At 62.7% G+C, this 14935-nt stretch carries 16 protein-coding genes; 14 read left to right on the top strand and 2 right to left on the bottom strand.

What is annotated here, in order from left to right; translation table 11 throughout:
- The 7 genes from AC1DUU_RS09095 to phoB form a co-directional block, all read left to right on the top strand.
- Positions 1 to 420: response regulator (locus tag AC1DUU_RS09095; protein WP_476783095.1), on the top strand; the 420-nt coding region annotated here is incomplete at its 5' end.
- 309 nt (positions 421 to 729) lie between these two features.
- Positions 730 to 1767 carry a substrate-binding domain-containing protein gene (locus AC1DUU_RS09090; RefSeq protein WP_476783094.1) on the top strand — a complete coding sequence of 346 codons (1038 nt, stop codon included), beginning with the start codon at positions 730 to 732 and terminating at the stop codon, positions 1765 to 1767.
- Positions 1768 to 1866: 99 nt separating this feature from the next.
- A complete protein-coding gene (gene pstC / locus AC1DUU_RS09085; protein WP_476783093.1) occupies positions 1867 to 3333 on the top strand; it encodes a phosphate ABC transporter permease subunit PstC in 1467 nt (488 codons plus the stop codon).
- A complete protein-coding gene (gene pstA / locus AC1DUU_RS09080; RefSeq protein ID WP_476783092.1) occupies positions 3330 to 4646 on the top strand; it encodes a phosphate ABC transporter permease PstA in 1317 nt (438 codons plus the stop codon). Before pstC ends, pstA begins: the two co-directional genes overlap by 4 nt.
- A 24-nt stretch (positions 4647 to 4670) precedes the next feature.
- Positions 4671 to 5492, top strand: a complete 822-nt coding sequence (pstB, locus tag AC1DUU_RS09075) for a phosphate ABC transporter ATP-binding protein PstB (RefSeq protein ID WP_476783091.1) — start codon at positions 4671 to 4673, stop codon at positions 5490 to 5492.
- 41 nt (positions 5493 to 5533) lie between these two features.
- Positions 5534 to 6241: a phosphate signaling complex protein PhoU gene (gene phoU / locus AC1DUU_RS09070; RefSeq protein ID WP_476783090.1), complete on the top strand. Its 708-nt coding sequence runs from the start codon at positions 5534 to 5536 to the stop codon at positions 6239 to 6241.
- A 22-nt stretch (positions 6242 to 6263) separates the two neighbouring features.
- Entirely contained in the window at positions 6264 to 6953 is a 690-nt protein-coding gene (gene phoB, locus AC1DUU_RS09065) for a phosphate regulon transcriptional regulator PhoB (RefSeq protein ID WP_476783089.1), read from the top strand.
- 137 nt (positions 6954 to 7090) lie between these two features.
- Here phoB and AC1DUU_RS09060 read toward each other — a convergent pair whose 3' ends face one another.
- Positions 7091 to 7288, bottom strand: a complete 198-nt coding sequence (locus AC1DUU_RS09060) for a hypothetical protein (protein ID WP_476783088.1) — start codon at positions 7286 to 7288, stop codon at positions 7091 to 7093.
- A gap of 428 nt (positions 7289 to 7716) precedes the next feature.
- Here AC1DUU_RS09060 and AC1DUU_RS09055 point away from each other — a divergent pair, with 428 nt between their 5' ends.
- From AC1DUU_RS09055 to AC1DUU_RS09040, 4 genes are all read left to right on the top strand, one after another.
- Entirely contained in the window at positions 7717 to 7890 is a 174-nt protein-coding gene (locus AC1DUU_RS09055; RefSeq protein WP_476783087.1) for a hypothetical protein, read from the top strand.
- The gene (locus AC1DUU_RS09050) at positions 7887 to 8696 is read left to right on the top strand and encodes a L,D-transpeptidase (protein WP_476783086.1); all 810 of its coding nucleotides are present in this window, start codon (positions 7887 to 7889) and stop codon (positions 8694 to 8696) included. The genes AC1DUU_RS09055 and AC1DUU_RS09050 overlap by 4 nt, the downstream gene beginning before the upstream one ends.
- Positions 8697 to 8782: 86 nt before the next feature.
- On the top strand, positions 8783 to 9259 hold the full coding sequence (locus AC1DUU_RS09045) for a hypothetical protein (protein ID WP_476783085.1): 477 nt from the start codon (positions 8783 to 8785) through the stop codon (positions 9257 to 9259).
- Entirely contained in the window at positions 9256 to 9981 is a 726-nt protein-coding gene (locus AC1DUU_RS09040) for a ferric reductase-like transmembrane domain-containing protein (RefSeq protein WP_476783084.1), read from the top strand. Before AC1DUU_RS09045 ends, AC1DUU_RS09040 begins: the two co-directional genes overlap by 4 nt.
- Before the next feature lie 13 nt (positions 9982 to 9994).
- On the opposite strand, the gene AC1DUU_RS09035 is transcribed toward AC1DUU_RS09040, so the two are convergent.
- Positions 9995 to 11236 carry an ROK family protein gene (locus AC1DUU_RS09035; protein ID WP_476783083.1) on the bottom strand — a complete coding sequence of 414 codons (1242 nt, stop codon included), beginning with the start codon at positions 11234 to 11236 and terminating at the stop codon, positions 9995 to 9997.
- A 247-nt stretch (positions 11237 to 11483) separates the two neighbouring features.
- Here AC1DUU_RS09035 and xylF point away from each other — a divergent pair, with 247 nt between their 5' ends.
- From xylF to AC1DUU_RS09020, 3 genes are all read left to right on the top strand, one after another.
- Positions 11484 to 12524: a D-xylose ABC transporter substrate-binding protein gene (gene xylF, locus AC1DUU_RS09030; RefSeq protein WP_476783082.1), complete on the top strand. Its 1041-nt coding sequence runs from the start codon at positions 11484 to 11486 to the stop codon at positions 12522 to 12524.
- A 139-nt stretch (positions 12525 to 12663) separates the two neighbouring features.
- Positions 12664 to 14016 (top strand): sugar ABC transporter permease, encoded by a 1353-nt coding sequence (locus tag AC1DUU_RS09025; protein WP_476783081.1) that lies wholly within the window; start codon positions 12664 to 12666, stop codon positions 14014 to 14016.
- A 21-nt stretch (positions 14017 to 14037) separates the two neighbouring features.
- Positions 14038 to 14826: an ATP-binding cassette domain-containing protein gene (locus tag AC1DUU_RS09020; protein WP_476783080.1), complete on the top strand. Its 789-nt coding sequence runs from the start codon at positions 14038 to 14040 to the stop codon at positions 14824 to 14826.
- Positions 14827 to 14935 lie beyond the last annotated feature (109 nt).

The raw sequence follows: 14935 nt of genomic DNA, 5'->3' as shown, positions 1-14935 counted from the left end.
GGTCAGCGGCCGGCAGGCGAGGGCGGGCTCGACATTCTCGTTGCCGAAGACAACGAAGTGAACCAGATGGTTTTCAGCCAGATACTGGCCGAGACCGAACTGAGCTTCGAGATTGTCGGCAACGGCCGACGGGCTGTGGCCGCTTATGGCGAACGTCGGCCGCGGATGATCCTGATGGATGTGTCGATGCCCGAAATGAACGGGCTCGAAGCAACAGGCGAAATCCGCAAGCTTGAACGTGGCACCGGCACGCGCGTGCCGATCATCGGCGTCACCGCGCATGCGCTCAAGGGCGACAAGGACCGCTGTCTCGAGGCCGGCATGGACGACTACCTGCCCAAGCCGATCAGCCCTCGCGCCTTGCTCGAAAAGATCGAGCGCTGGTCATGGCATGATGATGGGCGCCGTGACGCGATCTAGATTCGGACGATGCTAGCCTGACTGAATCTTCCGCACGCGCCAGGTCAGCGTTCGAAGACTGTGGAAATGTGACAAGCCCAAGCGACAAAGGCCAGCCTGCCGTTGGGGTAGGCGGCTTGCTTTCGCGTCTCGTCTGTTGTTTGCCTCGCGCCGGCAAAGGATCGAGGAAACGACCCCTTGGCCGCTCTGCACAGCGACCGTTACAAGGGTGACACGAAACTGTCATGCAACTGTAATAGAGGGGGGCTATTGGCTCACCGGGCGCCGATGAAAGGCGTCATGCGAGATACTCCACAGGAGCAGGCCCCAATGAAAAAAGCTCTTCTCACTGCGTCGGCTGCTGCCTTCGCGATCGCTGCCTCGGTAGGCTATGCCTCGGCACGCGACCAGGTCCAGGTTGCCGGTTCTTCGACCGTTCTGCCTTATGCAAAGATCGTTGCCGAGCACTTCGGTGAAACCTTCACCAACTTCAAGACCCCAGTGGTCGAGTCCGGCGGCAGCGGCGCCGGCATCAAGGAATTCTGCAAGGGCGTCGGCGAAAACACCATCGACATCGCCAACTCCTCGCGCCCGATCAAGAAGGACGAAATCCAGTCCTGCGTCGACGCTGGCGTCAAGGACATCCAGGAAGTGAAGATCGGCTATGACGGCATCGTCTTCGCGACCGACGTCAAGGGCCCGGACTGGGCGCTGACCCCTGAAGACGTCTACAAGGCGCTCGCCGCCAAGGTTGTCGTGGACGGCAAGCTGATCGCCAATCCGAACACCAAGTGGAACCAGGTCAACCCGAACCTGCCCGACTGGGACATCGCGGCCTACATTCCGGGCGAAAAGCACGGCACTCGCGAAGTGTTCGAAGAGAAGCTTTTGATCGCCGGCTGCAAGAAGCTCGGCGGCGTTGAAGCCGGCAAGGCTTCGGGCCTCGACGACAAGGCTGCCGAAGCAGCCTGCAAGGCAGTGCGCAAGGACGGCAAGGCAGTCGACATCGACGGCGACTACTCGGAGACGCTTGCTCGCATCGACTCCAACAAGACCGGCGTCGGCGTGTTCGGCCTGGCCTTCTATGAAAACAACGCCGACAAGCTGAAGGTCGCTACCGTCGGCGGCATTGTGCCTTCGGTCGAGACCATCTCCTCTGGCGAGTATCCGGTGTCGCGTCCGCTGTTCTTCTACGTCAAGAAGGCACATCTCGGCGTCATTCCAGGCCTGAAGGAATATGTCGAGTTCTTCCTCGACGACCAGATGGTCGGTCCGGAAAGCCCGCTTGCCGACTACGGCCTGGTTGCCGCTCCGGACGCAGAGCGCGCTGCCCAGCGCGAAGCCTTCGGCGCCGGCAAGACCATGTAATATCGATCTGCCGTGGGGCGGGGGAAAAACCTCCGCCCCATGGAATATTCCGCCGGCTGTTCCGTTCGGCACAATATCTGAATTCACCGAGGCCGGCCCATGTCTTTCCTGCTCGTCTTCGCCATCGTACTCGCAATAGGATTGGTTGCCTTCGTGGTCGGCCGACAAAGGGCGCGTGCGCAAGATGACGGAACGGTCAAGCCGCACTCGCGTGCGCACTACCATGGCTGGTGGGCGTTTCTGACGGGCGTCGTTCCAGCCGTATTGTTTCTCGCAGCCTGGGATACCGGCGCGAGTGCCTACCTCAACAGTCATATCCATTCCGCTCTGCCGGCCGAAGTGGCCGACGGCACCGTCGCCCATGAAGATCTCGCCGCCGGCCTGGTCAAGAGCCTGGCCAATGGCCTGCGCCGGCTCGATAGCCAAACACTTGCTGCGCTGCCGGCCAGCTTTGCCGAATTGCAGCCGCTGCTCGCCGTAAAGGGCGTGGCGCTGGCGCCCGACACGCAAGACTACATGATCCCGATCGCGACCGAGGCCAACCGCGTCTCCGACCGCCTCGACATGATCGCCGCCGTCGTTTCGATCGGCCTTGCGCTGTTCGGTACCGGCTTCGGACTCAGTCGCGTCAGCCCGCGTGCCCGGGCGCGCAACAATGTCGAGAAGGTGATGCTGTGGAGCTTGCTTGGCGCCTCGACGCTCGCCATCCTGACGACCATCGGCATCGTGTTGTCGATGCTGTTCCAGACCATCGCCTTCTTCGAAAAAATCCCGCTGACGAACTTCTTCTTTGGTACCGTGTGGGATCCCCGCTTCGCCGCTGCCGGTTCGGGTGGCGCCGAGGGCCAGTTCGGCCTGATCCCGCTGCTTGCAGGCACGCTCTACATCGCCTTCGTCGCGCTGCTGGTGGCCGTGCCTGTTGGCCTGATGTCGGCGGTCTACATGTCGGAATATGCGGCCCCCAAGGTGCGCGCGGTGGTCAAGCCGGYACTTGAGCTGCTCGCCGGCATCCCGACCATCGTCTACGGTATCTTCGCGCTGGTCACGCTCGGGCCCTTCCTGCGCGACATCAGCGCAGCACTGACCGGCGGCACACCGTTCATCCAGGCGCAGAGCATCCTGACCGCCGGCCTTGTGATGGGCGTGATGCTGATCCCCGTCGTGTCATCGCTTTCCGACGACATCATCACCGCGGTACCGCGTTCCATGCGCGACGGTTCGCTCGGGCTTGGCGCCACGCGCTCCGAAACCATCAAGCGCGTCATTCTCCCCGCCGCCTTGCCCGGCATCGTCGGTGCCATCCTGCTCACGGCGTCGCGCGCTATTGGCGAAACGATGATCGTGGTGCTGGCGGCTGGCGTTGCCGCCAACCTGACGCTCAATCCGTTCGAGGCGATGACCACCATCACCGTCAAGATCGTCAACCAGCTGACCGGCGACCTTGAGTTCAATACGCCGCAGACGCTTGTGGCCTTCGCGCTCGGCATCACGCTGTTCGCACTGACCCTGGTGATGAACATCGTTGCGCTTTACATCGTCCGGAAGTACCGGGAGCAGTACGAATGACCGATATTTCGCTCGACACGCTGGCCACGTCAGCACCCCGTCCGCGCCGCGACATCGGCATCAAGAAACGCTACGCCGCCGAGCGCCGGTTCCGCCTCTATGGCGTGCTGGCCATTGCTGTCGGCCTGGCGTTCCTTGGGGTCATGCTGACCTCGATCGTCTCCAAGGGCTACACCGCCTTCTGGCAGACAACGGTGACGCTGCCGATCCATTTCGACGAAAAGATCATCGACCCGAGCAACAAGCGGGCGACCGATCCGAACGTGCTGATCATGGCGAACTATCCCAAACTCGCCGAGGCAGCGCTGATCGAAAAGCTCGGCATCGACCCGAACGACAAGGCCGAGGTGCGCAAGCTCAAGGGCTTCTTGTCCGACAGCTCGCGTGTCCAGCTCAGGGCCATTGTTGCGGCGGACCCGTCGGTCATCGGCACCACGCGCAATGTCGATATTCTTGCCGCCGCCAATCTCGACTCGGCCTTCAAGGGCCAGATCGATCTCGACGTGCCGGAAAGCCGCCGCAAGGTGTCGGACCAGCAGGTCGAGTGGATGAACAAGCTCAAGGCCGAAGGCGTGATGGCCGAGCACTTCAACACCGGGCTGTTCAGCTATGGCGCGTCGAGCCGGCCGGAAACGTCAGGCGTCGGCGTCGCCCTCATCGGCTCGGTCTACATGATGGGGATTGTGCTGCTGCTGGCGCTGCCGATCGGTGTTGCCGCCTCGATCTACCTTGAGGAGTTCGCCAAGAAGAGCCGCTTCACCGACATCATCGAGGTCAACATCAACAACCTCGCCGCCGTGCCGTCGATCGTCTTCGGGCTGCTCGGTCTTGCGGTGTTCATCAATTTCCTTGGCCTGCCACGATCGGCATCCTTCGTCGGCGGCCTGGTGCTGACGCTGATGACGCTGCCGACGATCATCATCGCGACGCGTGCGGCACTCGCCGCCGTGCCGCCGTCGATCCGTTCGGCGGCCCTTGGCCTTGGTGCTTCGAAGATGCAGATGGTGTTCCATCACATCCTGCCGCTGGCAGCCCCCGGCATCCTGACCGGCACGATCATTGGGCTGGCCCGCGCGCTCGGCGAGACGGCGCCGCTTCTGCTGATTGGCATGGTCGCCTTCGTCGCCGACTATCCCACGACGCCATTCGATCCGGCGACGGCCTTGCCGGTGCAGATTTACATGTGGGCGAACGAGGCCGAACGCGCCTTTGTCGAGCGCATGTCGGGCGCCATCATCATCCTTCTGATCTTCCTCATGGCCATGAACATCGTCGCTATCGTCCTGCGCCGCCGCTTCGAGCGCCGCTGGTAGGGCATGGACAAGGAGTATCCTGCTATGAACATCATGACCGAGAAAAAACTCGAAGACGCGGTAAATGCCGAGATGAACAGACCCAACGAAATCATCAAGATGCGCGGCGACCAGGTCACTGTGCACTATGGCGACAAGCAGGCGCTGTTCGGGGTCAATCTCGACGTCCGCCAGAACCAGGTGACGGCGCTGATCGGCCCTTCGGGCTGTGGCAAGTCGACCTTCCTGCGTTGCCTCAACCGCATGAACGACACGATCGACGCAGCGCGTGTCGGCGGCAAGATCACGCTCGACAACGAGGATATCTACGATCCCAAGATCGACGTGGTCGAACTGCGCGCGCGTGTCGGCATGGTGTTCCAGAAGCCGAACCCGTTCCCCAAGTCGATCTACGAAAACGTCGCTTACGGCCCGCGCATCCATGGCCTGGCCAAGAACAAGGCCGAGCTCGACGTGATCGTCGAGAAGAGCCTGCAGAAGGCGGCTCTGTGGAACGAGGCCAAGGACCGTCTCAACGAGCCGGGCACCGGCCTGTCGGGCGGCCAGCAGCAGCGCTTGTGCATCGCGCGCGCCATTGCGGTGTCGCCCGAAGTGATCCTGATGGACGAGCCGTGCTCGGCACTCGATCCGATCGCTACCGCGAAGGTGGAGGAGCTGATCGACGAGCTGCGCGAGAACTACACGATCGTGATCGTGACGCACTCGATGCAGCAGGCGGCACGCGTGTCGCAGCGCACCGCGATGTTCCACCTCGGCTATCTCGTCGAGGAAGGCGCTACCGACAAGATGTTCACCAACCCCGACGACAAGCGGACGCAGGACTACATCACCGGCCGCTTCGGCTGAGTGGACGTTTTCGCCGCCGTATACGAGACGAGGAATAAATCATGGGCGAACATACAGTCCGGTCCTTCGACGAAGAACTCCAGCATGTCGACCAGCTCATCCGTGACATGGGCGATCTCGGCGGCTCGATGGTTGCCGGTGCCATCCGCGCGCTGTTGTCGTCCGACCAGGCGCTGGCGCAAAGCGTTGTCGCCGACGACACGATCATGGACGCCAAGCAGCGCGAACTCGACAACAGCGCCATCACGCTGATCGCCAAGCGCCAGCCGATGGCACAGGACCTGCGTGCCGTGGTTGGCGCCATCCGTATGGCGGGGGATCTCGAACGCATCGGCGACCTCGCCAAGAACATCGCCAAGCGTGTCGGCGCTGTCGGCCAGTCGCCGACGCCACGCAATCTTTCGCATTCGATCGATGCCATGGCACAGCTGGTGCTCGACCAGGTGCGGGGCGTCGTTGATCTCTATGTCGCGCGCCAGGCCGAGGGCCTGAAGAACCTGCGCGCCGACGACCAGAAGATCGACATCCAGTACAACGCGGTGTTCCGCGAGCTCCTGACCTACATGATGGAAGATCCGCGCAACATCACTGCCTGCACGCATCTGCTGTTCTGCGCCAAGAACCTGGAGCGCATTGGCGACCATGTCACCAATATCGCCGAGAACGCGTATTTCGTGGTGACCGGCACGCAGCTGCCGCTCCACCGGCCGAAGGTTGAAGAAACCACATCGCCGGTTTCGGCCACCTGAACTCCAACATGAAGGACTGCCGATGATCGCCCCCAAGATCATGGTCGTCGAGGACGAAGAGCCGCTGGGCGTGCTGCTTCGCTACAACCTCGAGTCCGAAGGCTACCAGGTCGAGGTCGTCACGCGTGGCGACGAGGCCGAAATACGGCTTCAGGAAAACGTGCCCGACCTTTTGGTGCTCGACTGGATGGTGCCGGCACTCTCCGGCATCGAGCTGTGCCGCAGGCTTCGGATGCGGCCCGACACCGAACGGCTGCCGATCATCATGCTGACGGCGCGTGGCGAAGAGAGCGACCGCGTGCGCGGGCTGTCGACTGGTGCCGACGACTATCTGGTCAAGCCGTTCTCGACGCCCGAGTTCATGGCACGGGTCAAGGCGTTGCTGCGCCGGGCCAAGCCCGAAGTGCTGTCTTCGATCCTCAAGGTCGGCGACATCATGCTCGACCGCGAGTCGCACCGGGTCTACCGCAAGAAGAGCGAGATCAAGCTCGGGCCAACCGAATTCCGGCTGCTGGAGTTCATGATGCGGCATCCCGGCCGGGTGTTTTCGCGCAGCCAGTTGCTCGACAATGTCTGGGGCGAGACGATCTACATCGACGAACGTACCGTCGACGTCCATGTCGGGCGCTTGCGTAAGGCAGTCAATACCGGCCGCATGCCCGACGTGATCCGCACCATCCGCGGCGCCGGCTACGCCATCCGCGAGGATTAGCGCCGCTGTTCCGTTCTTGCCGCAAGCGGCGAGCGCACCAGTGGCTGCGGCCAGCAGCAGATCAGGCCAATCGGCAGCGTGCCGCCATCGACGCCGAGCTCTACGCACTGCTGACCGCCCGGTCTGCGTGGTGGCGCTCAATCATGAAGATCGCCTGCGCCGCGAAGCTTTGGCGTCGGTCTGATGTAAACAACCTTCTGGTGATTGGAGTGTTGTTCTGCAAGAGCTCCGTCACATCCATTCTTTTGATGGACAACTTCTTCAAGAATGGCAGTTAAAGTTCCGACGATGACACTTTCGTGATCTCGGTGATACCAAAAATTGTCTGTTTTCATGCTAGTTGGCGCTCCGTGCGCAACTTTGTCTCGGTAATTGTTCTGGTGCTGATCACCATCCTCTACGGACTGCCCCTCGATCGGGCAGCGGCCGTAGGCATGAACATTGGCGAGCTGCCGGGCGTAACCTTGCAGGCTGAAGTTACAGCCGGATCCGATGGGTGTTTGCCATCCCCGGAGCGCTGTGTCGGTGAGTCCTCTGACGACCGCTTCGCCAGCACACACTGCCTGGGCGACTGCCCTGCCTGGCAGGCCCGCGTCGAGCTTCCCGCACCGACCCGCGCAGCGCTTTTGAAGCTGCTTCCAGATCCCATGCCGCGTCGCTTGGTGATCGCATCGCTCCTTCGGCCTCCGATCGCTGCCTGATTTCCGACCGTTCGGCCTTTGGCTGCCACCGTCCGGCTCGCACGCCAGCCCGCTCGGCGCCAATGCGCTTTTCTCGCGGCAACCGCGACATGACGCGTGCCCGCACGCATGAGCCGTCACCGGCCGGCGGATCGGTGCCGAACGGCCACATTCGCATGAACAACGACAGCGTCATCAACTTCCATGACTGCGTGTCGCTCGAAGTACAGGAAATGGTTCCAGGAGACTGCAAATGACTACGGGCACTTTCGAAACGAACGCCGCGGACTCCGCGCCCTTGCCCGGAGACGGCTCGGCACTGAGCCGCCGGCATTTTCTCAGCGGCGTAGCCGCGCTGGGAACGCTTGCGGTGTCCGGCTGCGTCAGCACCCAACAAGCGGCCGTGCCGGCCGCAAACGCACCGGTCAAAAAGGCGCCGCCGGTCGTCGACAGCAATGCCCTTGCGATGTACGGCCCGCTTCCGAACGAGCGGTTCCCAATCGCCGCAATCGACCTGACCAAGGTACCGAGCCGTTTCTATCGGCAGCAGGTCGACTATGCCACCGAAGAACCGGTCGGAACGCTCGTCGTCGACACGGACAACTTCTACCTCTACCTCGTCCAGCCAGGCGGGAAGGCCATGCGCTACGGGGTTGGACTTGGCCGGGCCGGTTTTACCTGGGCGGGAAGGGGCCGTATCGGTTGGAAGCAGGAATGGCCGAAATGGACGCCTCCAAACGAGATGATCGCGCGTCAGCCAGATCTCGCCCAGTGGAGCGCCGACAGGGGCGGCATGCCGCCAGGCCTTACAAATCCGCTGGGATCGCGGGCGCTCTACGTCTTCCAGGGCAAGGTCGACACGCTTTATCGCGTTCACGGAACGCCCGAATACTGGACCGTCGGAAAGGCGGTTTCGAGCGGCGGCGTTCGCCTCATGAACCAGGACATCATAGACCTGTATGAACGGGTGCCGAGCCAGTCTCCCATCCTCGTGCTGGGCGATCCGACCCAACCCCATTCGCACGAGGTCGCCAGCGACAGTGCTCGGCAAGCCGCCGGCTGATGTAACGGTCGCGCAGCAGGTTCTCGCCGGGCGGTTTGCGAAGCGCCGCCCGGCCAACCGTCATGGTTCCGTTGGAGGAATAAGCGATGCAGGGTGAACACACACTTTCCGGTCTGCGCGGAACCGCTGCCGGCTGGCATGGCCGCGACGTTCTCAAGGGGGTGGCCGTGGCTATCCTGAGCTTCGCAGCGCTGGGCACCGTTTCGGCGCTCTGGGACAATCCGCTCTTCATTCGGATGACCCCCGTTGGGAGCTGGGAACTGCCCGCCCTGGCGGTCCTGTCGGCGCTTTCGGGGCTGTACGTCGCCGTGCGGCGCCCCTTCTGTTCGGCCCGCCGCGCGGGTGCCGGCGGCGTCGCGGACTTCATCGGCATCGCATGCCCGACGTGCAACAAGCTCCTCATGCTCCTGTTCGGGGGCGAATTGCTGATGACCTGGTTCGACCCGATCCGGCCATTGATTGCGGCGCTGGGAATTGTGCTTCTCGCTGTCGCTTCATGGCACGAAATGCGAGCTTGCCGCGCAGACAATGCAGACGCCACGCAAATGGAGTATCCGAAGTGACCGGTATCCCCGCGGCGCGCGCACACGCCGACCGGCTCGTTCCACTTGCCTGGCGCCGGATGCTGCTGCGCCATTTCGCGGTCATCGGCCTTTCGGCGGCGCTGGTCTACGCGTTCGCCCTCGTGCACGCCCAGTGGAGCCCGATGCACAGGTGGAACCGCGCATTCGCGGACGCATCGCTGGCGATGCTGGTGATCACCATGTCGATCGGACCCGGCTCGCGTCTATGGCCGCTCTTGCTGCGGATAGTGGCCTATCGGCGCGAGACCGGTATCCATGCGACGCTTTTGGCGGCCGTGCACACGGCCATCATACTCAGCGGCTGGGTCGAGTGGGATTTTGCGCGGCTGTTCGGCTTCGAAATCATCCCGCAGACGGGCGAGTATGTGATGTTCCAGCATGGCTTCGGGCTTGCCAACGTGATCGGCATTGGCGCGCTGACCTATGCGCTCGCGCTCATGGCCACCTCGAACGATCGGTCGATCCAGCTGCTCGGTTCCTCGGTCTGGAAGTTCCTGCAGAACGGCGCGACGGTGCTGTGGGGGCTTGTTGTGCTGCACACGGCCTATTTCCTGTTCATGCACTTCCTGAGCTTCCATCGCCCGCCGCCCGCGCCGAACCCTCTGCAATGGCCGTTCGTGGCGGCGGTGCTATCGGTGCTGGTGCTGCGCGCCGCGTCCTTCCTTTCGACTTGGAGCAAGAAGAGGAAAAGTGCCCGGTGATGGCCTTCGACGGTTAGGCGAAATCGGCCCCGGCAAGGCGAGGGGCCGTGCCGGCGGCGAAGATCTCCTGATCGACGTACAGCAGGGCGCGCATTAGGCAGCCCAGGCGGATGAGCGGGACTTCGTTCGGCTCGGTGTCGAAGGAGATCGCCTTGGAATGCAGCCCACCTGCCGTCTTGGCGATGGCCGCGCGGACATGCGGCTCCATCAGGTCGAAGGCGGTGGCACCCACGCCGACAAAGGCGAGTGGTGCGGGATCGATCAGCGCGAACATCGAACCCAGGCCGAAGCCGATGGCCTCACCGGCCTTGCGGAACGCTTCGCGCTCGGGGCCGTCATGGTCGCGGGCGGCGTCGGCGAGGGCCGTGATGTCCTCGTCGGAGAGATCGGCGAGCGGCTCGGCATTCTCGTCGCCCAAACGGGCATTGCGCCATATGGCGTAGTTGCCGGCATAGGCTTCGACGCAGCCGCGCCGGCCACAGCGGCAGAGCGCGCCATCGGGGCGGTGGATCATGTGGCCGAATTCGCCCCCTGACGAATGCGTGCCGGTGAACAGCTCGCCCTTCAGCACCAGTCCCATGCCGATGCCGTGTGAAAGCAGGATGGCGATGAAGTCGTCGCGGTAGCGGACCGGGTCGCGCCAGCGCAAAGCCTCGGCGATCATGTTGCAGTCGTTTTCGACCGTCACCGGCACGCCGAACTCCTGTTCGAGCCGGTCGGCGAAGGGAATGTCGTCATGCGGCGTGATCGGCGACCATAGCAGCTTGCGCGAGCCCGAATCGGTGATGCCCTGGACCGCGAGCGCGATGCGCAGCACCGGGCCGTAGGTTGTTTCGATGCGATCCATCAGGCCCCGGATCATGGTGACGCATTCGTCGATCAGGGCGTGCTCCGGCATGCGCTGGGTGACGAGACGGCGGCTATCTTCGACGATGGTGTTGCCGGCATAGTCGATGATGGCGGCCGACAGGCTGTTGAGGGAAAGCACGACAGCGACGATTGACGCTGCCTTTGGGTCGACGGCAAGGGCGACCTGCGGCCGGCCGCGCTTCATGGCTACTTGTTCATTGCCCTTGGCTTCGGCGAGGATGCCTTCGGCGATGAGGTCGGAGGATATCGTCGATATTGTGGAGTGGCTGAGGCCGGTCGTGGCGGCAATTTCGGTGCGCGAAGGCTGGCTGGCGCGACGAACCGCTGATATGACCATGGCGCGGTTGCGTCGCCTCAGATCGTCGTGACGTATGCCGACCGACATGTGCTCGTCTTCCTCCCGGCGAAGCGCTGCCCTTCTTATGCGGCAGTCCCTAGCGCCAACTAATTGTGACAGAGCCGAAGCCAAAAGTCTTTATTTATTTCGAGCTCCGAAAAAATTAGAGAGGCCTTGCGAAACCATGTTGACAGCGGCTGGCCGTTGAGTCAGTATTTTTTCGAGGCTCGAAAAAAAGAGCTTCTCCAAGGGCTATCGCGAAGTAGGCGCGCCCATTGGGCGCAGGGAGGAAATCATGAAAAAGTTTACCACCGCCATCCTGGCGGGTGTTGCCATGACTCTGTCGCTTTCGGCAGTGGCTTCGGCAAAGGACAAGGTCATCGGCGTGTCGTGGTCGAACTTCCAGGAAGAACGCTGGAAGACCGACGAAGCTGCGATGAAGGCCGCCATCGAGGCCGCTGGTGACAAGTACATCTCGGCTGACGCACAGTCGTCGCCCGCAAAGCAACTCACCGACGTCGAAAGCCTGATCTCGCAGGGCGCCAACGCCTTGATCATCCTGGCGCAGGACGCATCGGCTATCGGGCCGGCTGTCGACAAGGCGGTTGCGGAAGGCATTCCGGTCGTCGGCTATGACCGTCTGATCGAAAACAAGGACGCCTTCTACCTGACCTTCGACAACAAGGAAGTCGGTCGCATGCAGGCCAAGGGCGTGTTTGCCGCCAAGCCTGAAGGCAACTATGTCTTCATCAAGGGCTCGGGTGCTGATCCGAACGCCGACTTCCTGTTTGCTGGGCAGATGGAAGTGCTCAAGGAAGCCGTCGACGCCGGCAAGATCAAGAATGTCGGCGAGGCCTATACTGACGGCTGGCTGCCCGCCAACGCTCAGAAGAACATGGAGCAGTTCCTGACCGCCAACGACAACAAGATCGACGCGGTCGTGGCTTCCAACGATGGCACTGCAGGCGGTGCGATCGCAGCACTTCAGGCGCAGGGCCTTGCCGGCTCGGTGCCGGTATCGGGCCAGGACGGCGACCATGCCGCGCTGAACCGCATCGCGCTTGGCACGCAGACGGTTTCTGTCTGGAAGGACGCGCGCGAACTCGGCAAGAACGCGGCTGAAATCGCCTCGCAGCTCGCCGATGGCAAGAAGATGGAAGAGATCGCCAACGTCGCCAAGTTCAAGACGCCGGGCGGCCTGGAGCTGAACTCTGTCTTCCTGACCCCGGTTCCGATCACCAAGGACAACCTCAACCTCGTCATCGACGCCGGCTGGGTTGGCAAGGACGTGGTCTGCCAGGGTGTGGCTGCCGGTTCAGTTGCTGCCTGCAACTAAGACCGGTTCGATCCGATCGGGAAACGCCGCGGCTTGTCCGCGGCGTTTTTCAAAAGCGCCCGCTTCATGACATGGTGGATTGCTCCTATCATGCGCACACCGGCTGCCGCGAAGACGGCCATCCGGTTGGGAGGTAACAATGGCAGATACGACTTCCAACGCGCCGGCTGACCGAGCGCGAACGACCGAGCTCAGCCCAATCGGGCGTTTTCTCAAGGCGACCGAGATCGATACGCGAATGCTCGGCATGGTCGGCGCGCTGCTGCTGATCTGGGTCGGACTGCAGGTGATTTCGAGCCTGCGCCTCGGCGTCAACCCGTTCGATTTCGATAGCCGCACCTTCATGACCGCCCGCAACCTGTGGAACCTATCGGTGCAGGCGTCCGCCGTGGCGATCATGGCGACCGGCATGGTGCTGGTCATCGTCATGCGCAACATCGACCTGTCCGTCGGCTCGGCCGAAGGCCTGATCGGCATGGTGATGGGCTTCGCCCAGGTGCATTTCCTGATCAAGGCCGTAGGCCTGGAGCTCGGCAATCCTTGGATCTGGGCACTGGCGCTCGCCATAGGCATCGCACTCGGCTTGATGATCGGCGCGCTGCAAGGTTTCGTCATCGCCTACATGGAGGTTCCCGCCTTCATCGTGACGCTGGGCGGATTGCTGATCTGGCGCGGAGCAGCCTGGTGGGTCACGTCAGGCCAGACGATCGCGCCGCTCGATGCGACCTTCCAGCTCATGGGCGGTGGTCCGCAAGGCGCCATAGGAGCCACGTGGAGCTGGATCGTCGGCCTTGTCGCATGCCTGGCCGTGGTGTTCCTGCTGCTGCGTGGCCGCCAGCAACGCAAGCGCTTCAAGTTCCCGCTGCGGCCGGTCTGGGCCGAGGCATTTCTCGGCGCTGTCACCTGCGGGGTCATCCTTGGTGCGATCTGGATCGCCAATTCCTACCCCTGGCCGATCGGCATCGTGCGTCGCTACGCCGAGGCCAACGGCATCACCATCCCCGAAGGCGGGCTGTTCATCGCCCATGGCATTGCCATTCCCGTCCTGATCGCGGTGGCCGTGGGCATCGTCATGACCTTTGTCACCAACCGCACACGCTTCGGCCGCTATGTCTTCGCCATCGGCGGCAACCCCGAAGCAGCAAGCCTTGCCGGCATCAACACGCGCTGGATCACCATGAAGGTGTTCATGATCATGGGCGTGCTGGCGGCGATCAGCGCGGCAGTCTCCAGTGCCCGCCTGAACTCGGCAACCAACTCGCTCGGCACCCTGGACGAGCTTCTTGTCATCGCTGCAGCGGTCATCGGCGGCACCTCGCTCGCCGGTGGGGCCGGCACGGTTGCGGGTGCCATGCTGGGCGCTCTCCTGATGCAGTCGCTCCAGTCGGGCATGGTGCTGCTCAACATCGACACGCCGCTGCAGAACATCGTCGTCGGCTTGGTGCTGGTCGTGGCCGTCTGGCTCGACACGCTCTACCGCAAGCGCGTCTAACGAAATTCGGGAGACAAGATCATGGAACAGACCCGTATCCCGCTCGTCGACCTCAAGAACATCTCCATCGCCTTCGGCGGCATCCGCGCCGTCGACGATGCCTCGGTCGATCTTTATCCCGGCGAAGTGGTGGCACTGCTCGGCCACAATGGTGCTGGCAAGTCGACGCTGATCAAGATCCTGTCTGGCGCCTACAAGCGCGATAGCGGCACGATCTTCGTCAATGGCTCCGAGGCGCAGATCGGCAACCCGCGCGATGCCAAGAAGTACGGCATCGAGACGATCTACCAGACGCTGGCTTTGGCCGACAATGTCGATGCCGCCGCCAATTTGTTCCTCGGGCGCGAGATCATGACCGCCTATGGCACGTTGGACGACGTCGCCATGGAGGCCGAGGCGCGCAAGGTGATGGGCCGGCTCAACCCGCGCTTCCAGCGCTTCAAGGAGCCGGTCAGCAAGCTGTCGGGTGGGCAGCGCCAGTCGGTCGCGATCGCGCGCGCCATCTTGTTCAACGCGCGCATCCTGATCATGGATGAACCGACGGCGGCCCTTGGGCCCCAGGAGACGGCGCAGGTCGGCGAACTGGTCAAGCAGCTCAAGGCCGACGGCATTGGCATCTTCCTGATCAGCCATGACATCCATGATGTCTTCGACCTCGCCGACCGCGTCTGCGTGATGAAGAACGGCCAGGTGGTGGGCACGGCGCGCACCCAGGACGTGACCAAGGACGAGGTGCTCGGCATGATCATTCTTGGCAAATGCCCGCCCGGAGCTGTCCCAGGACCTGGAGCGATGCAGATCGCTGCCTGACCCGGCTTTGCCGGCTTATGAAACTGGCTTAGAGATGATCGCGAAAAGCAGTTCCCACTTTTCGCGATCATGCGTTAATGGGTAAAGGGTGACGCGAGCCAGCCAGAAT

The organism is Aminobacter sp. P4_H6_2 (genome assembly GCF_056400805.1).
Note: the sequence above shows the minus strand (reverse complement) of the source record. Positions and strands in the feature narration are given on the sequence as shown.